22 protein-coding genes are annotated in these 18,277 nt (G+C 66.8%); 10 read left to right on the top strand and 12 right to left on the bottom strand.

Annotated elements, in window-relative coordinates:
* Positions 1-98: 98 nt before the first annotated feature.
* Complete coding sequence (locus HWX55_RS06065) at positions 99-596, bottom strand: universal stress protein (RefSeq protein WP_089467374.1); 498 nt, start codon at positions 594-596, stop codon at positions 99-101.
* 331 nt (positions 597-927) lie between these two features.
* On the opposite strand from HWX55_RS06065, the gene nodI reads away from it, so the two are divergent.
* Complete coding sequence (nodI, locus tag HWX55_RS06060; RefSeq protein WP_175974722.1) at positions 928-1,842, top strand: nodulation factor ABC transporter ATP-binding protein NodI; 915 nt, start codon at positions 928-930, stop codon at positions 1,840-1,842.
* A gap of 6 nt (positions 1,843-1,848) precedes the next feature.
* Complete coding sequence (locus HWX55_RS06055) at positions 1,849-2,682, top strand: ABC transporter permease (RefSeq protein ID WP_175974720.1); 834 nt, start codon at positions 1,849-1,851, stop codon at positions 2,680-2,682.
* A 44-nt stretch (positions 2,683-2,726) separates the two neighbouring features.
* Here the strand turns inward: HWX55_RS06055 and HWX55_RS06050 are convergent, their stop codons facing one another.
* From HWX55_RS06050 to HWX55_RS06035, 4 genes are all read right to left on the bottom strand, one after another.
* Positions 2,727-3,149 carry a hypothetical protein gene (locus HWX55_RS06050; protein WP_034174145.1) on the bottom strand — a complete coding sequence of 141 codons (423 nt, stop codon included), beginning with the start codon at positions 3,147-3,149 and terminating at the stop codon, positions 2,727-2,729.
* 106 nt (positions 3,150-3,255) lie between these two features.
* On the bottom strand, positions 3,256-4,314 hold the full coding sequence (locus HWX55_RS06045) for a permease (RefSeq protein WP_175974718.1): 1,059 nt from the start codon (positions 4,312-4,314) through the stop codon (positions 3,256-3,258).
* A complete protein-coding gene (mnmH, locus tag HWX55_RS06040; RefSeq protein ID WP_175974715.1) occupies positions 4,311-5,441 on the bottom strand; it encodes a tRNA 2-selenouridine(34) synthase MnmH in 1,131 nt (376 codons plus the stop codon). Before mnmH ends, HWX55_RS06045 begins: the two co-directional genes overlap by 4 nt.
* 64 nt (positions 5,442-5,505) lie before the next feature.
* Entirely contained in the window at positions 5,506-6,459 is a 954-nt protein-coding gene (locus HWX55_RS06035; RefSeq protein WP_175974713.1) for a LysR substrate-binding domain-containing protein, read from the bottom strand.
* Positions 6,460-6,622: 163 nt separating this feature from the next.
* Between HWX55_RS06035 and HWX55_RS06030 the strand changes: the two genes are divergently transcribed.
* Both HWX55_RS06030 and HWX55_RS06025 read left to right on the top strand, forming a co-directional pair.
* Positions 6,623-8,044: a M20 family metallopeptidase gene (locus HWX55_RS06030; protein ID WP_175974711.1), complete on the top strand. Its 1,422-nt coding sequence runs from the start codon at positions 6,623-6,625 to the stop codon at positions 8,042-8,044.
* 35 nt (positions 8,045-8,079) lie between these two features.
* Positions 8,080-9,366, top strand: coding sequence for an MFS transporter (locus HWX55_RS06025; protein WP_175974709.1), 1,287 nt, complete (start codon positions 8,080-8,082; stop codon positions 9,364-9,366).
* A 92-nt stretch (positions 9,367-9,458) separates the two neighbouring features.
* On the opposite strand, the gene HWX55_RS06020 is transcribed toward HWX55_RS06025, so the two are convergent.
* Together HWX55_RS06020 and HWX55_RS06015 are read right to left on the bottom strand one after the other, a co-directional pair.
* Positions 9,459-10,511, bottom strand: coding sequence for an NADP(H)-dependent aldo-keto reductase (locus HWX55_RS06020; RefSeq protein WP_175974707.1), 1,053 nt, complete (start codon positions 10,509-10,511; stop codon positions 9,459-9,461).
* A gap of 147 nt (positions 10,512-10,658) precedes the next feature.
* A complete protein-coding gene (locus HWX55_RS06015) occupies positions 10,659-11,096 on the bottom strand; it encodes a PaaI family thioesterase (protein ID WP_050012568.1) in 438 nt (145 codons plus the stop codon).
* A 187-nt stretch (positions 11,097-11,283) separates the two neighbouring features.
* Here HWX55_RS06015 and HWX55_RS06010 point away from each other — a divergent pair, with 187 nt between their 5' ends.
* Both HWX55_RS06010 and HWX55_RS06005 read left to right on the top strand, forming a co-directional pair.
* Entirely contained in the window at positions 11,284-11,772 is a 489-nt protein-coding gene (locus HWX55_RS06010; protein WP_175974704.1) for a helix-turn-helix domain-containing protein, read from the top strand.
* A gap of 331 nt (positions 11,773-12,103) precedes the next feature.
* The gene (locus tag HWX55_RS06005) at positions 12,104-12,727 is read left to right on the top strand and encodes a phospholipase D family protein (RefSeq protein WP_175974701.1); all 624 of its coding nucleotides are present in this window, start codon (positions 12,104-12,106) and stop codon (positions 12,725-12,727) included.
* A 147-nt stretch (positions 12,728-12,874) separates the two neighbouring features.
* Here the strand turns inward: HWX55_RS06005 and HWX55_RS06000 are convergent, their stop codons facing one another.
* The gene (locus tag HWX55_RS06000) at positions 12,875-13,102 is read right to left on the bottom strand and encodes a hypothetical protein (RefSeq protein WP_175974699.1); all 228 of its coding nucleotides are present in this window, start codon (positions 13,100-13,102) and stop codon (positions 12,875-12,877) included.
* A 232-nt stretch (positions 13,103-13,334) separates the two neighbouring features.
* Between HWX55_RS06000 and HWX55_RS05995 the strand changes: the two genes are divergently transcribed.
* The gene (locus HWX55_RS05995) at positions 13,335-13,490 is read left to right on the top strand and encodes a hypothetical protein (protein WP_175974158.1); all 156 of its coding nucleotides are present in this window, start codon (positions 13,335-13,337) and stop codon (positions 13,488-13,490) included.
* Positions 13,491-13,618: 128 nt separating this feature from the next.
* Here HWX55_RS05995 and HWX55_RS05990 read toward each other — a convergent pair whose 3' ends face one another.
* The 4 genes from HWX55_RS05990 to HWX55_RS05975 form a co-directional block, all read right to left on the bottom strand.
* On the bottom strand, positions 13,619-14,092 hold the full coding sequence (locus HWX55_RS05990) for a VOC family protein (protein WP_069621427.1): 474 nt from the start codon (positions 14,090-14,092) through the stop codon (positions 13,619-13,621).
* Positions 14,093-14,277: 185 nt separating this feature from the next.
* Positions 14,278-14,796, bottom strand: coding sequence for an aspartyl-tRNA synthetase (locus tag HWX55_RS05985; RefSeq protein WP_175974697.1), 519 nt, complete (start codon positions 14,794-14,796; stop codon positions 14,278-14,280).
* 103 nt (positions 14,797-14,899) lie between these two features.
* Positions 14,900-15,148: a hypothetical protein gene (locus HWX55_RS05980; RefSeq protein ID WP_175974695.1), complete on the bottom strand. Its 249-nt coding sequence runs from the start codon at positions 15,146-15,148 to the stop codon at positions 14,900-14,902.
* A 46-nt stretch (positions 15,149-15,194) separates the two neighbouring features.
* Positions 15,195-15,503 (bottom strand): phosphatidylserine/phosphatidylglycerophosphate/cardiolipin synthase, encoded by a 309-nt coding sequence (locus tag HWX55_RS05975; protein ID WP_175974693.1) that lies wholly within the window; start codon positions 15,501-15,503, stop codon positions 15,195-15,197.
* 183 nt (positions 15,504-15,686) lie between these two features.
* Here HWX55_RS05975 and HWX55_RS05970 point away from each other — a divergent pair, with 183 nt between their 5' ends.
* From HWX55_RS05970 to HWX55_RS05960, 3 genes are all read left to right on the top strand, one after another.
* Positions 15,687-16,430 (top strand): DUF695 domain-containing protein, encoded by a 744-nt coding sequence (locus HWX55_RS05970; protein ID WP_175974691.1) that lies wholly within the window; start codon positions 15,687-15,689, stop codon positions 16,428-16,430.
* A gap of 615 nt (positions 16,431-17,045) precedes the next feature.
* A complete protein-coding gene (locus tag HWX55_RS05965) occupies positions 17,046-17,522 on the top strand; it encodes a hypothetical protein (RefSeq protein WP_175974689.1) in 477 nt (158 codons plus the stop codon).
* Positions 17,523-17,766: 244 nt separating this feature from the next.
* Positions 17,767-18,231, top strand: coding sequence for a hypothetical protein (locus tag HWX55_RS05960; protein WP_175974687.1), 465 nt, complete (start codon positions 17,767-17,769; stop codon positions 18,229-18,231).
* Positions 18,232-18,277 lie beyond the last annotated feature (46 nt).

Here is an 18,277-nt window from a genome sequence, read left to right as displayed (position 1 = left end):
GCATCGCTCTCGTCTGCCCAAGATCATGAACACGATATCTCTAACGCACCGCTCGCAACGCCCGTTTACACCGTATCCAATTTCAACAGCCTGTTAGGTCATTGGCTGCTCGCCGTCGCCGCTTCACGCTCGCGCGCGATTTCGGCCTTCTGCTCTTCCGCCGACGAGCACGCGACCAGAATGCTGCAGTTCACGCGATCGAGCAGTTGCGTATTGCCCGAGCCCATCCACCATCTCGACAATCCGCTGCGGCACCGGTGGCCGACGACGACGAGGTCGACCTTCAGCTCCGACGCGAGATTCGCGATTTCGTCGATCGGATAACCGAATGCGAAATGGCCTTCGGCCTGGACGCCGCGCTCGCGCAGCCAGTTCACGCCTTCCTGCAGGATTTCGCGCGCGGTTTCCTCGAAGCGGCCGCATGCGACGTCGGTCAGCAAACCCGCGCTTTGCGCAATGCTCGAACGCATGTCCACGACCGACAGCAAGTGCGTTTCGGCCTTCAGGTCCATTGCGAGATTGGCGCCGTAACGCAGCGCCTTGCGCCCTTCGAGCGTGCCGTCGTAACACAGCAAAATCTTGTTGTAGCTAGCCATGAAGCCTCCCTATCGCGACAACGAGCCTACGCATTCATCATGGTGCGCCGCAATTCAGGACGCAAGGGATGGAAAACGCTGATTCGCCCCGCGCGGCGCGTGCGCAATGATGCGGTGCACGATCGCTGCGCGCTTGCATCGCACAGTGCGCGCATGCCCTCAAGCGATGCAGCGATGCACTAGAATGGCCCCGTTCCACGTCCGGTGGGCCAGCTCGCGCCGGCGTCGTATGCTTCGGCCATGCCCATGTGACACGCCTTCGCGCGATCCGTTCGCACACGGGCCGCGCACCGGGCAGCGGAACGCACCCGCTTACAACGACAACACGCCCATGTCCGTCGCACCGATCGATTTCCGCAACGTCGAAAAGCGCTATGGCGACAAGCTCGTCGTCAATGGCCTGTCCTTCAACGTGAAGGCCGGCGAATGCTATGGCCTGCTCGGGCCGAATGGCGCCGGCAAGACCACGACGCTGAAGATGCTGCTCGGCCTCGCGCATCCCGACGCAGGCACGATTGCGCTGTGCGGCGAACCGGTTCCATCGCGTGCGCGACATGCACGCCAGCGAGTCGGCGTCGTCCCGCAGTTCGACAACCTCGACCCCGACTTCACCGTCCGTGAAAACCTGCTCGTGTTCAGCCGCTATTTCGGGATGTCGGCGCAGGCGGCACGCGCGCTCGTGCCGCCGCTGCTCGAATTCGCGAAGCTGGAAAACAAGGCCGATGCAAAAGTCGGCGAGTTGTCGGGCGGCATGAAGCGCCGGCTCACGCTCGCCCGCGCGCTCGTCAACGATCCCGACGTGCTCGTGCTTGACGAGCCGACGACGGGCCTCGATCCGCAGGCGCGCCACCTGATGTGGGAGCGGCTGCGCTCGCTGCTCGCGCGCGGCAAGACGATCCTGATCACCACGCATTTCATGGAAGAAGCCGAGCGTCTGTGCGATCGGCTGTGCGTGATCGAGGAAGGCCGCAAGATCGCCGAAGGCGCGCCGCATGCGCTGATCGAATCGGAGATCGGCTGCGACGTGATCGAGATCTACGGGCCGGATCCGGCCGCGTTGCGCGACGAGTTGTCGGCATTCGCGAAGCACACCGAGATCAGCGGCGAGACGCTGTTCTGCTACGTGACCGATCCCGAACCGGTCAGCGCACGACTCAAGGGCCGCCCGGGGTTGCGCTATCTGCATCGCCCGGCCAATCTGGAGGATGTGTTCCTGCGGCTCACGGGCCGCGAGATGCAGGACTGATCGACCATGGACGTCCGCAACTATTCCGCCACCACGCCATCGGCCCCGCCGCGCGCGTCGCGCTTCGCGATCGCGATGCCGGCGAACGCGAGCAACTGGGTCGCCGTCTGGCGGCGCAACTATCTCGTGTGGCGCAAGCTCGCGCTCGCGTCGATGTTCGGCAATCTCGCCGATCCGATGATCTATCTGTTCGGGCTGGGTTTCGGGCTCGGCCTGATGCTCGGCCATGTCGACGGCGTGTCGTATATCGCGTTCCTCGCGGCCGGCACGGTCGGCTCGAGCGTGATGATGTCCGCGAGCTTCGAATCGATGTATTCGGGTTTCTCGCGGATGCACGTGCAGCGCACGTGGGAAGCGATCATGCATACGCCGCTCGCGCTCGGCGACATCGTGCTCGGCGAGATCGTCTGGGCGGCCAGCAAGGCGATGCTGTCGGGGAGCGCGATCATGCTCGTCGCGGGCGTGCTCGGCTACGCGGAATTTCCGTCGATGCTCGCGGTGCTGCCCGTGATCGCGCTGGCTGGCCTCGCGTTCGCCAGCCTCGCGATGATCGTCACGGCGCTCGCGCCGTCCTACGATTTCTTCATGTTTTACCAGACGCTCGTGCTGACGCCGATGCTGCTGCTGTCGGGCGTGTTCTTCCCGATCACGCAGTTGCCGCCGCTCGCGCGGCACGCGGCACAGGCGCTGCCGCTCGCGAATGCGGTCGAGCTGATCCGGCCTGCGATGCTCGGCCGGCCGGCGGCCGACATCGCGTTGCACGTCGCGGTGCTCGCCGGCTACGCGGTCGGCGGGTTCCTGCTGTCCGCGTGGCTGTTCCGGCGGCGGATGATGCGCTGACGGCCGGCGCGCCGGGCACCGGGCGCCGGCTTCACGCGACGACGTTACTCGTCGTCGTCGCTCCACGGAATTTCGACGTCGGTCAGGAACGCGACGGTCGCGAGCGGGCCGCCTTCCTGGCGGCCGAGCTTGCCGTCCGCGCGATGCCATTCGACGCGAAACTGCGTGCCCGGATCGTCGGCCACCAGATAGACCGTGCGCAGTTCTTCCTTGTCGGCTTCGTCCACCGGGCCATCGAACGACACCAGCATCTTCTGCGGCCACAGGCCGTTGACCGGATCGTAAATGCGATCGCCTTGCGGAATGTCGATGCTGGCCTCGACGCCGATCGTTGCGGAAGCCTCGATGATCATCGTGCCGAGTGCGTTCAGCACGGCAGTCGCCCGCGCGGAATTGGCCTGGCGGATCGCGAGATCGCCGCGCGTCAGCGCCTTTTCGAGTCGAGGATGGATCTTCGGTTGGGTCATGCGTTTTCCTGTTTGCTTCTTGTAAAGGGCGTCGCACGCGTGAAGCGGCGGCGCCGGATGAATACGAATGCGACGAGTGCGCCGGGCCGGCGTGTCGCCCGCGTTGTCAGAACCCGAACGCGATCGCGAGCAAGCCGCTCACGATCCCGAATACGACGACGAGCGTCGCGACGATCGCCAGCATGTAGGGCTTGAACGAACGCGCGAGCATCGCGAGCGACGGCACGCTGATCGGCGGCAGCGTCATCAGCAGCGCGGCGGCCGGACCGACGCCCATGCCGAGCGACAGCATCGCCTGGATGATCGGCACCTCGCCGGCCGTCGGGATCACGAACAGCATGCCCGCGACCGCGAACGCGACGATCCAGCCGAGATGATTGCCGATGTCCGGGCCGATGTGCGGAAACAGCCACGCGCGCGCGGCGCCGAGCAGCAGCACGAGCACGATGTATTCGGGCACGAGCCGCACGGCCATGCGCGCGAGCAGTTTCATCCAGCGGACGAACGGATTGCCGGCCGCGGCCTGTTCGGCCGCCAGCGCGGCGAGCTGCGCATCGTCGATGCTGCGGTCTTCGGGGCGCGCGATGCGGTTCAGCAGATAGCCGATCCCGAACACCATCGCGATGCCGAGCACGACGCGCAGCGCGCTCCAGTGCCAGCCGAGCACGAAGCCCATGAATACCAGCGCGGCCGGATTCAGCACCGTATTGCCGAGCCAGAACGCGACCGCGCCGCCCGGCGATGCATGGCGCGCACGCAGGCCGGCGACGACCGGCGCCGCGCAGCATGTGCACATCATCCCGGGCAGCGACAGCAGCCCGCCCGCGGCGACGCTGCCGAAGCCCGTGCGGCCGAGCACGCGCGCCACCCAATGCGCGGGCAGCAGCGCCTGCACGGCCGAGCCGAGCAGCAGGCCGAGCACCATCGCCTGCCAGATCGCCTTGCCGTATGCCCATGCGTAGTCGAGCGCCACCTTCAGCGACGGCTCGGGTGCGGCCGCCGACGTGCCCATCAGGATCGACTGGCCGATCGAATGGTGCTCGGCGGCAACGAACGCCTTGTTGTAGTACGGGAACCATTTTACGTAGAACAGTCCCGCGACCGCGATCAGCAGGAAGGACATCCAGCCGAGGGCCGGGTTGGGTTGGGTGCGTGTGGTCGTCATCGTGTCGTGATCGTCGATTGGTTTTTGTCGGTTTCGGATGTCGTGCCGCCGGCAAGCGCGGCCGATGCGGGCAATCCGGCCTGCGCGAGTTCGGCCAGCAGCGTGCGCGCCTGAGCGCGTACGTCGTCCGCGTTGGGCCGGAACGTGAACGTCAGCGCGCGGTTCGGCTTGTCGTATGTCGCGCGATACGTGCGTGCGTAGGCGGGATCGTAATGTCTGTCGATCAGTTCGGTGAACAGATCGGCCCGCGCGCCGGCATCGATCAGCGCCTTCCAGCGCATCACCTCTTCGCGGCTGTGCAGGCCGATCAGCCGATGAAGCTGCGCCTTGAATGCGTCCGGTGCGTCGAACAGGTGCGCGTAATCGTCGAGCAGGAACGCGATCCGCTCGTCGTGCGCCGCTTCGACCTGCACCCACGGCCCCGCGTGAAACGCTTCGATCAGCGCGATCGGCAACTGCACGAGCCCGATCCTGCGGCTTTCCGACTCGACGAACACCGGCCATTGGGGGTTGAAACCCCCGAGCGTCTCGACGAGCCCGGAATCGAACCCCTTTTGCGTGGGCTGCGGCTTGCCCGGCAGCGCACCGAGCAGCGAGCCGCGATGGCACGCGAGTGCTTCGAGATCGAGCGTCTGCGCGCCCACGTCGCGCAGCGCGTTCAGCAGGCGTGTCTTGCCGCAGCCCGTATGGCCGACGAGCGCGATGTAGCGAAAGCGCGTCGGCAGCGAGTCGAGCGTCGCGCACACCGATCGGCGGTACGCCTTGTAGCCGCCGTCGAGCTGGCGCGCCTTCCAGCCGATCAGGTTGAACCAGGTCGTCATCGAGCCCGAACGCTTGCCGCCGCGCCAGCAGTAGATCAGCGGTCGCCAGTTGCGCGGCCGGTCGGCGAACGTCGTGTCGAGATGGCGCGCGATGTTGCGCGCGACAATCGCCGCGCCGACGCGCGTCGCCTCGTACGGCGACACCTGCCGGTACATCGTGCCGACGAGCACGCGCTCTTCGTTGCTGAGCACGGGCGCGTTCAGCGCGCCGGGGATATGGTCCTCGGCGAACTCGAGCGGCGTGCGCACGTCGATGATCTCGTCGAACTCGCCGGCGCGATCGAGGGTGACAATCAGGTTCTTCAATTTGGCGTCGAACAGGGGCGATGCGGCTCGGGGAGCCGCATGGGCACGGAAGGCGGATTGACGATTATCTCACGGGCCGGCGTCCCGGGCCTCGTGCGGCAGTCGGCGCCAGCGAGGCGGCCTGCATCGCGTCGATCAGATGGTCGCGGAACGCGCGCACCGACGCGGGCAGATCGCGACCCGCCATCGTCTGCACCTGGATGCTGCGTTCGCGCAGTTGCGGGTTCGTCACCGGCACGACGACGAAGCCGTCCGCATCGGCGCGATCGCGCACCGACAACAGCCCCGTGAACATCACCGCGCCCGTGCGGCGCGCGTAGCCGTACATCGCCGCCGTGTTGTTGCTCGTCAGTTCGGGCTCGAGCAGCAGCCCGTCGAGCGCGCACGCGATGTCGATCAGCTGGCGCACCGTCGTGCCGGCCTCGGGCAGCACGTGCGCGTGCCGCGCGACATCGGCGAGCGCCACCGCGTCGCGCGCCGCGAGCGGATGATCGTGCCGGACCAGCGCAAAGACCGGCGCGCGCTCGGTGTGGTCGACGCGCACGCCCTTCTCCGGCGCGAGGCTGAACGTCAATGCGATGTCCGCATCGCCGTCACGCACGCGCCGGGTCGCGTCCGCCGGCGACACGACCCATACGGTGAAATCGACGCCCGGATGGCGCGCCTTGAAGCTCGCAAGCACGCCGGGCAGGAAATCGATCGCGAACCCTTCCGAGCACGCGATCTTCAGCAGGCTGCCGTGCAGCGCGTCGAGCCCGCCGATGTCCTTCATCACGTGTTCGGCCTCCAGCAGGCTACGCTGCGCGAACGCCAGCAGCCGCTCCCCCGCCTCCGACAATGCCATCCCGCGCGGCCGCCGCTCGAACAGCGGCGCCCCGAGCTCGCTCTCCAGCTTCGCGATCTGGCGACTGATCGCCGACACGGCCACGTGCAGCCGCGCGGACGCGTCGCTGATCGAGCCGGTACGCGCCACCTCGACGAAATACCGCAACCCCAGGCCATGCAGGAAGGCCGCCATCGTTCTGTCTCCGCGCCGCATCCGGCTGCGCTGCTTTGCCTTTTCGGCAAAGAAAGGTTCGAAATTCGATCATTGTGACAAAAAAAGCGGCTTTCTAGAATCGATCGCACTTCACGTTGCCTGCGCGGCCCGCGCACGGCGAACCCGACCGAGGAGACACGATTTGAGCCGTACCGCCGCCATCCAGCATGCGCTGAACCAGTTCGAATCCGGCGCGTTCTTCACGACCCTGAGCCGCCGCGTCGGCCTGCGCACCGAAAGCCAGGAACGCGGCAGCGACGCCGCGCTGCGCGCCTATCTGACCGACGAGATCGCGCCCGAAGCCGCCCGCCTCGGCTTCACGTCGCGCATCGTCGACAACCCGGTCGACGGCGGCGGCCCGTTCCTGCTCGCGTCGCGCCACGAAGACGACGCGCTGCCGACCGTGCTGATCTACGGCCACGGCGACGTCGTGCGCGGCTACGACGCGCAGTGGCGCGCGCCGCTGTCGCCGTGGACGCTGACGGCCGACGGCGACCGCTGGTATGGCCGCGGCAGCGCCGACAACAAGGGCCAGCACACGATCAACCTCGCCGCGCTGGCGAGCGTGCTCGATGCGCGCGGCGGCCGGCTCGGCTTCAACGCGAAGCTGCTGATCGAGATGGGCGAGGAAACCGGGTCGCCGGGCCTCGACGCGCTGTGCCGCCAGGAGCGCGACGCGCTCGCGGCCGACGTGCTGATCGCGTCCGACGGCCCGCGCATCGCCGCCGCGCGCCCGACGGTCTTCCTCGGCTCGCGCGGCGCGGTCAACTTCAAGCTGAGCCTGCGCGCCCGCGATGGCGCGCATCACTCCGGCAACTGGGGCGGACTGCTGCGTAATCCGGCGATCGTGCTCGCGCATGCGCTCGCGAGCCTCGTCGACGCGCGCGGCGCCATTCGCGTCACGGGGCTGCGCCCGCCGCCGATCCCGGCCGCGGTGCGCGACGCGCTCGCCGATCTTTCCGTCGGCGGCGGCCCCGGCGACCCGGCGCTCGACGCCGACTGGGGCGAGCCCGGGCTGTCCGCGGCCGAGCGCGTGTTCGGCTGGAACACGTTCGAGATCCTCGCGGTCAAGGCCGGCAATCCGGAGCACCCCGTCAACGCGATCCCGCCCGCCGCGTATGCGCACTGCCAGCTGCGCTTCGTCGTCGGCACCGACTGGGAAGCGCTGCAGGCGCACCTGCGCGCGCACCTCGATGCGCACGGCTTCGCCGATATCGAGATCGACGTCGAACGCGGCGCGCCGGCGACGCGCGTGCCGCCGGACGATCCATGGGTCCGCTGGGCCGTCGCGTCGCTCGCGCGCACCACCGGCAAGAAGCCCGCGATCCTGCCGAATCTCGGCGGCACGCTGCCGAACGAGGTGTTTGCCGACACGCTCGGGCTGCCGACGCTGTGGGTGCCGCACTCGTACCCGGCGTGCGCGCAGCACGCGCCCGACGAGCACCTGCTCGCGAGCGTCGTCAGCGAGGGGCTGCAGATGATGGCCGGCCTTTTCTGGGATCTCGGCGACGACGCGCCGCCCGTTCGCCGCGCGGCATCCGCCGCGGCCGGCGCCACCCTGTAACGCGCTTCGCCCCTTTCACGGGATCTGCACACACGATGAATACGACCACCCTCACCGCGCAGGACGCCGCGCGCCCGAGCGCTACGAAAATCCGGCGCATCATCTTCGCGGCGTCGATCGGCAACGCGCTCGAATGGTTCGACCTGATCGTCTACGGCTTCTTCGCGGTGACGATCGCCAAGCTGTTCTTCCCTGCCACGAGCGAAGCGACGTCGCTGATGCTGACGCTCGGCACGTTCGGGCTGTCCTACCTGATCCGGCCGATCGGCGGCTTCGTGCTCGGCGCGTATGCCGACCGCGCGGGCCGCAAGGCGTCGCTGCTATTGTCGATCGCGATGATGATGGTCGGCACGCTGCTGATCGCGCTGATGCCGACCTACGCATCGATCGGCATGCTCGCGCCGCTCGGGATCATGCTGTCGCGGCTGATGCAGGGCTTTTCCGCGGGCGGCGAATTCGCGAGTTCGACCGCATTTCTCGTCGAACACGCGCCGCAGCGGCGCGGTTTCATGTCGAGCTGGCAGTTCGCGAGCCAGGGCCTCGCGACGTTGCTCGCGTCGGGCTTCGGCGCGCTGCTGACGGCCACGCTGACCACCGCGCAACTCGAAAGCTGGGGCTGGCGCGTGCCGTTCCTGTTCGGGCTCGCGATCGGCCCGGTCGGGCTGTATATCCGCCGCTACGTCGACGAAGGCGTCGAGTTCAAGACGCAGGCGCGCTCCGAGGCGCCGGTTCGCGAGCTGTTCGCGGACCAGAAGGTGCGGCTGCTGCTGTCGATCGGCGCGCTCGTGATCTCGACCGCGATCAACTACATGATCCTGTACATGCCGACCTACGCGATCAAGCAACTCGGGCTGCCGGCATCGACGGGCTTCGCGGCGACGCTCGCGACCGGTTTCGTGCTGACGCTCGTCACGCCGGTCGTCGGCCATCTGTCCGACCGCACCGGGCGGATCCGCATGATGGCGGTCGCGGCCGTGCTGATGCTGCTGACCGTGTGGCCGACGTTCGCGTGGCTCACGCGCCACGCGTCGTTCGCGACGATGCTCGCCGCCCTGATCTGGATTGGCGCGCTGAAGGCGATGTATTGCGGCGCGTTGCCGGCGCTGATGGCCGAACTGTTCCCGTCGCAGACGCGCGCCACCGGGCTCGCGGTCAGCTACAACACCGGCGTCACGCTGTTCGGCGGCTTCGCGCCATTCGTCATCACCTGGCTGATCAGCACGACCGGTAACCGGCTGTCGCCGGCGCTCTATCTGATGGGATGCGCGCTGCTGAGCCTCGCCGCGTTGTTCGTCGCGCGCACGCGGCTGAAGATGCGCTGACGCGACAAACGACGGCGCGGCACGGCACGGCGCCGCCGCAACCACTCGACTCGGCCCGTCGCGGCATCGCTGCCGAGCGGGCCGCGTGCCGTTTACGGCGCCGGGTTCGGCTGCCGTTCGTGCAATGCGTCGATCTCGGCGAGGATCTCGTCGGACAGCGTCACGTCGATGCTGCCGATGTTCTCCTTCAACTGCTCGAGCGACGTCGCGCCGACCAGATTGCTGCGCACGAACGGGCGGCTGTTGACGAACGCGAGCGCCAGTTGCGCGGGCGACAGCCCGTGACGCCGCGCGAGCGCGACGTAACGCGACGTCGCCTCGACGGCCTGCGGCTTGCTGTAGCGCTGGAAACGCTCGAACAGCGTGATGCGCGCACCGGCCGGACGCGCGCCGTTCTCGTACTTGCCGGACAGCCAGCCGAACGCAAGCGGCGAATACGCGAGCAGGCCGACGCCGTCGCGATGCGTGAATTCCGACAGCCCGTTCTCGAACGTGCGGTTCAGCAGGCTGTACGGATTCTGGATGCTCGCGATGCGCGGCAGCCCGAGCTTCTCGGCCGCGCGCAGGAACTGCGCGACACCCCACGGCGTTTCGTTCGACACGCCGATCGCGCGCACCTTGCCGGCCTTCACGAATTCCGCGAGCACGCCGAGCGTTTCGTCGATCGGCACCGTGTACGCGTCGTCGACCCACGGATACGCGGGCCGGCCGAACGTGGTCGTGCTGCGATCGGGCCAGTGTAGCTGGTACAGATCGACGTAGTCGGTCTGCAGGCGCTTGAGGCTGCCGTCGAGCGCTTCGGTCAGGTTCTTGCGGTCGAACTGGTTGCCCTCGCCGCGAATATGGCGCGGATTGTGCGGCTGCCGCGCCGGCCCCGCGATCTTTGTCGCGAGCACGATACGGTCGCGCTGCGCGCGATGCTGCGCGATCCAGGTGCCGATGTATTGCTCGGTGCGGCCCTGCGTGTCGGGCTTCGGCGGCACCGGATACATCTCCGCAGCGTCGATCAGCGTCACGCCCTGCCCGAGCGCGTAGTCGATCTGCTCATGCGCGTCGCGCTCCGAATTCTGCTCGCCCCACGTCATCGTGCCGAGACCGATCAGGCTGACCTCGATACCCGAATCGCCGAGTGTGCGGTATTCCATGCTGTTCCTGTCGCGTCGGTGGAAAGCAGAAACGCTATCACATCGAAGCGATTGCTTCAGGCAGGGCGCGGCGCACGCTTACTGGCGGCCTGCGGTGCGGCTCCGGATGTTCACGCGCCCGCCCGGACGAGGTGCTGCCGCCCTCCGTCACTGCGGCCGCTGAATGAAGCAGGTCGCCGACGCATGCGCGACGATCTTGTCGTCCGGCGTCTTCAGCGTGCCCTCCGCGACGCCCAGCGAACGCGACAGGTGAATCACACGCCCTTCCGCGATCAGGTCGACGTCGCGCGGCACGGGCCGCAGCATCTTCACGTGCAGATCGACGGTGCCGTAACCGACGCCCGCGTCGAGCATCGAATGCACCGCGCACCCGGTGACCGAATCGAGCACCGTCGCGGCGAACCCGCCGTGCACGCCGCCCAGCGGGTTCAGGTGCCGGCCGTCCGCCCGCGCCGAAAACTTCACGTAACCGAGCTCGACGTCGAGCGGGCGCATCGGAATCGTCTCGGAAATCGACGCAAGAGGCGCGTCTCCGGACGCGGCGGCACGCAGCAGATCGAGGCCAGACAGGGAAAGCGGGTTCATCGGGTTGTCTCCGGGTTGAAAGCGCGTCGCCGCGCGAGTAAGTTCTAAATTGGAACTCATTATTGTCAACGAGGCGGGCCGTTGTCAACGCGGCTGCGCCCGTTGCGACCGAAGGCGGGTTCTATAATCGAACCCGCTATTTCGCTGAACCGCCGCAAGACCGCCGCAACAGGCACGAGACTCGACAATGAAATGGGATGACATCGGCACGCTGAACTGTTCGGTCGCGCGCACGCTCGCCGTGCTCGGCGACCGCTGGACCATGCTGATCCTGCGCAACGCATTCCTCGGCTGCCGTCGCTTCGACGCGTTCCAGGCCCAGCTTGGCCTGACGCGCCACGTGCTGGCCGAACGGCTCGCGCGGCTCGTCGACGAAGGCGTGCTCGTCAAGCGCGCGTATCAGGAACGCCCGCCCCGCTTCGAGTACCGGCTGACGGAAATGGGCCTCGATCTCTACCCGGCCCTGCTCGCGCTGATGGCCTGGGGCGATCGCTGGAAGGACGACGGCCAGGGGCCGCCGGTGCAATTGCGCCACCGGGCCTGCGGGCAACTGATGCACGCGGTCACCGTATGCTCGGCGTGCGGCGAACCGCTCGACGCACGCGACGTGCAGCCCGAGCCCGGGCCCGGATGGATCGCGTCCGACGGGACCGAGGCGTCCGTCTCCACGGATTGACGATACGTTGCGTGCGGATGTCGTTCCGACGCGCCTGCTAGACATACGTTTGCGCCACAAGCCGCATCGAGTCGCAGTCCGCCCGCCGGCGCACGCATCGTTCGCACGCCCGTGCGCTGCAACGGCAAACGCAATCGCCTGCCATCGCCGGCACTATCGCTGTGCGTTGATCGCCCGCTCGCCCGCACCGGCTGCATAACGCAACTTTGCGTCACCCTGTCCACCATTGCCGATCACTGCGCACGCCCTCGCTTCGCATCCGCGCGTGACCGGGCCGCCATGCGTGCGTTACACTCACGGCCCGCTGTCTCGAAATTATTCGCTGTCCAAGATGTTGTCGCGCAATCGCCTCGCCGCCGCCTGTCTCGCCGCTTCCCTGCTCGCCACACCCTTCGCCGCCTTCGGCAAGACGCAAAGCGAATCGCTGCTCCAGCAAGCGATCGACCTCGTGTCGCGATGGCTGCCGGCCCCCACTCACGAAGCCCCCGCGACCCAGGTCGTCGAATCGGCATTCTCGCCCGACGGCGGCGCCGAGGCGCTCGTGCTGAAAGCGATCGGGGCGGCGCGCAGCTCGATCCGGGTCGCCGCATACTCGTTCACGTCGCCGCCCGTCGCGCGCGCGCTGCTTGCCGCCAAGCGCCGCGGCGTCAACGTCGCGGTGGTCGTCGACGACAAGGGCAATCGCGCGAAGAGCAGCAAGCAGGCATTGAACCTGCTCGTCAACGCCGGCATCCCGACGCGCACGATCGATACCTATGCGATCCATCACGACAAGTACCTCGTGATCGACGCCGAGCACGTCGAAACGGGTTCGTTCAACTACAGTGCGTCGGCGGCCAGCCGCAATTCCGAGAACGTCGTCGTGGTCTGGAACAACCCGCAACTCGCGTCACGCTACCTCACGCACTGGCAAAGCCGCTTCGATCAGGGCACGCCGTATCGCTCCAGCTACTGACGCCGACACACGCTTTCTCGTGGCGCTCGCCCCTCGCATTTCTGCCGCCGCGTTGCAGATGATCGGCGAGCATGGCGCGATGTTCAATTCAGCCGAATGGCCAGCACGCGGCGTCGCGAAGCGCCCTTCACGCGCGACGCGCCGCGTTCAATGGATTTCCGGCGCCCGCCCGGTCGCGACGCGCGCAGGCGCGCGCGCCACACAACGGCTCGCGTGCCCATCCGCGCCGCTGGCCGAATTCGCCGACAGCCCGTGGTCGCCCATCGGCAGCACGCTGCGCACGCACGCGGTGCTGAACATCAGCGTGTTCTGAACCAGCGGATAAAGGAGATACAGCGCAAACGCGAGATAGCCCGCGTACAGAATTCGAACCATGGTGTGATCGGATGAGAGGGGATGAACGATTGGACTCGTCCTGTTTACGGCAGGGCGACGCGCGCCCTTGAGGCATCGCGGGTCCGATTCCGCATCGGGACGGAACGCGGGCCGATGCCCCCCACTTCTCGCCGCATCTTCACCGACACGCGCGAACCCGATCACCGCCGCGGCGGGACTTGCAGCGTGGCGATGCATCGAACCGTGCGCAATATTGTTCGACGTACGAACCATGACCGACCTGACAGTCGGGACACGAGACAAGGCTCACGCAAATCGCACCGAAACCGGCCGACGTGGCGGCTCGCTCGGGCACGTTGCCTATGATCCCGCCCGCCATCGCACCGTCGCCGACCTGCTTGCCTCGACCGATCGGCGGATGGACTAACACAAGCAGCGCGGCCGGACGGCCCGCGCATGACCGCCGACGAGCCAGGCCGGCGCGGCGCGATCAAGCCGCCGCGCCGCCTGTCGCCGCCGCGCTGCCCGTCGCCGCGCTCGTGCGACGGTGTCGACTCAACTGCCGCAGGGCGGCGCGCTGGCCATTGCGTCCGCGATCTGCTCGGGTGTCAGATCGCGCTGATGCGTCGCCAGCGACCAGCGATGCCCGAACGGATCCTCGACCTGCCCGTAACGATCGCCCCAGAACATGTCGGCCGCCGGAATCGTGACCGTCGCGCCGGCCGCGACCGCCTTCTCGATCGCCGCATCGGTGTCCGGCACGTACAGATGCAGGCAGACGGGCGTGCCTTTCAGCGCCTTCGGCCCCAGCGCGCCGTGTTCGGGCATTTCATCGACCAGCATCAGCGTCGAATCGCCAATCGCCAGGCACGCATGCGCGAGCCGGCCGTCGGGCATCGCGAGGCGAAACTGTTCGGTCGCATTGAATGCGCGCTTGTAGAAATCGATGGCGGCGGTAGCGCCCGCACAAATCAGGTGCGGGGTCAGCGTGCGCATCCCTTCCGGGATCGGCTTGACGGATGTGGGCATGGTGTCGCTCCTTCAGTCGGTTGTCGTATCGAAAATCGGGACGGACGCGCGATGCGCACGCCTCCGATGCTACGACGGACGACTCCCGCGGAAATCGACACGGTGCCCGGGATTTTTTTGTTTGCTCGAGCGGCGCCGCGCGCAGGACGCCGCATCGGGCGTTACCGGCCCGTTCGATCGGCCGGTTAGTCCGGCAAGCCGAACTGCCGGCGGCAAGCCTCCAGCAACGCGGCCACCGCGTCGAGCGGAAGATCGGCAAACCGGGCGATCGGCAGCATCACGCCGCCCGGCACCTTCGTACGGGAAGAATGTACGGAGAACTGGTAGCCGATGTAACGATTACCGGCGACGCTGACGATCCGGAATTCAGCGACGTCCCGCCACGGCGTGACGGGTTTTTCGCGGGCGGAACCGATCAGCCGGAAGCCCGTCTCGTCGACCTGCAGCGCCAGCTTGCGCCGCGACGAGACGAACAACGCGGCACTGGCGAGCCCCAGCAACGCGGCCAGCGCCGCTACCGGCCAGAGCGTCGGGGCGGCCACGTAACCGCACAGGCTCGCCGCGGCCAGCCCCGCACACACGACCGCCCTGCTTTTCAGGCTTCGGCTGTCGACCGCGAGCGTCACCGGCAACGCGCCGGTGACCGTTCCCGCAACGGGATCGACGTGCCAGCCGGAATCCGTCGTTTCGCGTTCGTCGTTCATTGCACGCCGGCTCGTGTCGACGGCCGCCCGTCCATCGACGCGGGCGACATGTCGGGATTCCGATTCCGTTTGCACGCATCACGCGCCATCGCGCCGACGCCGGTCAATTGCATACGTTGACGGTACCGTTGGTCGTGCATTGACCGACGGCCGCGTGACTCTGTCCGGCCAGACGAGGCGCGACGCCGATGCCGGTGCCGCGAATCGGCGCGGCCGGCGGCGACGATGCGGGAACGGTCGTCGACGCGGTTTCGGGCGACGGGTGCACGGGCGTCGGCCCGGACGCGGTCTGGCAGGCGGCAAGCGCCAGACAAAGCGCGAATGCCAGCGGAAAAATGGCGAATCTGGACATGGTCGTGGGCGCGTTCGCGCGATTCGGTTGGGGAAACGGCTCGCGGTCAGATCTGCGGCAGATCGCGCAACGTGCGCGACTCGCTCGTTGCATCGATGTCGAGCTCGATGCCTTCCGACGCATCGCGATACAGCACGCGTTTCAGCCTGGGCCCGATTGCGGTGGTGTCCGAGGCCGAGAAGATCGCGCGGACATCGTTACCGGACGCAAGCGCGCGCGCCACGTCCGCCACCGGGGCCTCGCGGGGCGACGCCGCCCACGAGCGATCGACCGGGTTCACGGCCGCCCAGCGCACGTGCGTCACGCGCGCGCTGAGCGGATCGATTCGGACACCATTCACCGCGAACGTCGACATCGGCATCTCCCTTGAATTTTTGCGGCCGGCCGCATGCATGCGGCGCGCTGCGAACAGCCCGGATCCCGCGGGCGCGGCGCACACGGCCCGCGATCGGGTGCGCGGCTCCGGCCAACGCGATTTTCGATGATACATTGGGACGCTTTGCAACCGTCAACAGACAATCGTGTACGGGAGAAACACATGAGCGACGCCTGGGGAACCTTCCCTGCCAGAATGGGCGACCATCAGGCTTTCATCAGCTTCAATCACGGCTTTGCGGAAATCGCCGAAGGCGATCCGCGCACGTCGCTGCTCAGCGTGCGCGTCCCCTTTGCGCATCCGTCGCCCGAAGGTCTGCCGACCGGCGACGAATTCGCCGATCTCGCGAAGATCGAGGATCTGCTCGACGCCGCGATCGTCGCGAAAGGCGGCGTGCAGGTCGGCCGCATCACCGTCGACGGCAACCGGGATTTTCTTTTCTACGTGCCGTTCGACGAAGAGGCGGCCGCGGAGATCGTCGACTCGCTGGCCGACCAGACGGCCTATGCGCTTCAGTATGCCCATCAGGACGACCCGGACAAGACGACATACTGGCAGACGCTCTACCCGACCGACGACGACTGGCAGATCATGCGCGACATGCGCACGCTGGATGCGCTGCGGCAGCAAGGCGACGCGCCGGACGTGAGCCGGCGCGTGATGCACTGGGCGTACTTCCCCGACCCGAGCGACGCGCACCAGTTCGCGGACTGGGCCGAAGCAAAAGGCTATCCGGTGGAGTCGGTGGCGCCGACCGAGGACGGCAAGTCGGCGGTGCGGTTTTCGCACGAAGGCACGATGGCGCTCGCCGACATCACGCGCCACACGGTCGCGCTCAATCGCGAGGTGCGCGCGCTCGGCGGGAACTATGACGGATGGGAAACCAGCGTCGAACAGGCGGGCTGAGCGGAGCGCGATGCCCGTGACGCGCGATGTGACGTGACGCAAAAAACATCCCGGCAGCGCTGTGACGCGCCGCCGGGACGAGGCATCGCCGGCAAAGACCGGCGATGGGCCTGAGGGTTCGCTCAGGCACGAGGAAAGCAATTCGTACGGATCGGGCGAACGGATGTCGGGGTGCGACCGTGTGTCGTCGCGCAGCCCGCCGAACGCCTGTCCGGTTCCGCCGACGCAATCTTCCGGCGTCGGGGGGCAAAAAGCCCCCGCTCCTGCACGAGCGAGCGGGGAAACGGTTGACCGGGCCGGGGAAGAACGGTCAACCGGTCAAATTGTGATCGCGGGCCGCGCGACGGTCTGTGCGGCAACTCACCCTTTAGTGACAACGCGAGGGCAACCGGCATGCGCGCGTGCCGGCGAATACCATCGTGATTCAAGCGCGAGGAACCGGCCGACCGCGTTCGGTTTTTCATTCCAGCGTTTTATTTCTTTTTAATTCAAATCTAGTTTTCAGACCCGCGGCAGTTTCCGGTAAGCCGCGGATATTGTCAAAGCAGGATTATTCTATTTTTTTGCGCACTGCGATTTCCATCTCGTTTTTACGTTCGGAATTTCTTGCGCGCAATGATCTACGTCACGAAAACACGAATTCGTCGCTACAACGCACCATTGGAAAACCAGTCGACCACCCTATCGATCCAGTCGAGATCGCCGGCGATTTCAATAGCGGCGCCGCCGACGATTTCGGCGGTTGACAGATCTGCCGCCACCGCGCCGGTTGCCACCGCGCGCGCCTTCGCAATCTCGGTCGAGGCGACGAGCCTCGGATCGGCAAGCCGCGCCAGCCAGTCGACGATATTGGCGCGCGTCCGCCTCATCGGCGAAATCGTTCCGCTCGAGAAAACGATCGAACACGATCCACCCGAGCGTCTTGCTGCGTACCTCGGACTCGAGTTGCCTGTCGACAACGGCGGTACGGCCGGACTCCGTGATTTCGAGCGTTGCCGTGAAGCAGTAATCGAGATGGTCGATCTCGAGTTTCGACGACTTGGCCTCTCCGTTCAATGTGCCCTCTCAGTTTTCGTGATGCCCGGTGCGTGACGCGTGCTTCGTCACACAGTACGAATCTTGCGTGAATTTCGCGCAGCGCTTCATTCTCGCTGGCCGTATCGCGATATTGTTGCGGCCCGTCGATATGGGCCGTCAACGGATGACCGCCCCCATTCCATTTGCAGATTGAGCCGCAAGTCGCTCCGTTTTTCTATTTTTGGCCTCGACCTGCTGCGCAGCCGTCCGCGCTGCTAAACTCGGATCGCAAAGACCGCTTGCGCCACCAGAGGAAATAATGACGCTCGCTCACGCACGACAAAGCGGCGTAGATGTCTGGATCGTCCAGCTTCCCGGGCACGTTCCCTATGCCTACACGCACCTCAAGCGGGTATTCTCGTCCGACGACTCTCGCCATCGGGTCGTGACGATCGACCTGAGTAAACTGCTCGCCTGCGCGGACCGCGATACCACCGACTATGTATTGCCGTCGGTCCAGTACTGGGCGCCTGGAAAAGCCGCGGGCATTCGCGAATTCCTCGATCCGGGCCAGGACCGGATTCCCGACATGCCGTTCATCACGTTTCGCGAGACGAGAACGCGAACGTTGCTCGGCATTCCCGGCCTGTCGAAAATAGGCGTCGCATCGTTCCGTAACGGCCAGCATCGCGCGCGCTATCTCGCCCATGCCGGCGCGACGATCTTGCCCGTCGAAATTCACGAGACTGAAGCCGATTTGCTTGTGCGGTATTGCGGCGAGTGATGGCAAAGTCCGTTCGGCTTTCACCCGGCGCTTCCCTAGCAGCCCG

Origin of the sequence: Burkholderia sp. BCC1047 (assembly GCF_902833155.1) — a bacterium.
Taxonomy (GTDB): Bacteria; Pseudomonadota; Gammaproteobacteria; order Burkholderiales; family Burkholderiaceae; genus Burkholderia; species Burkholderia sola.
The sequence above is the reverse complement of the archived record's forward strand: the minus strand, read 5'-3'. Positions and strand labels throughout refer to the sequence as shown.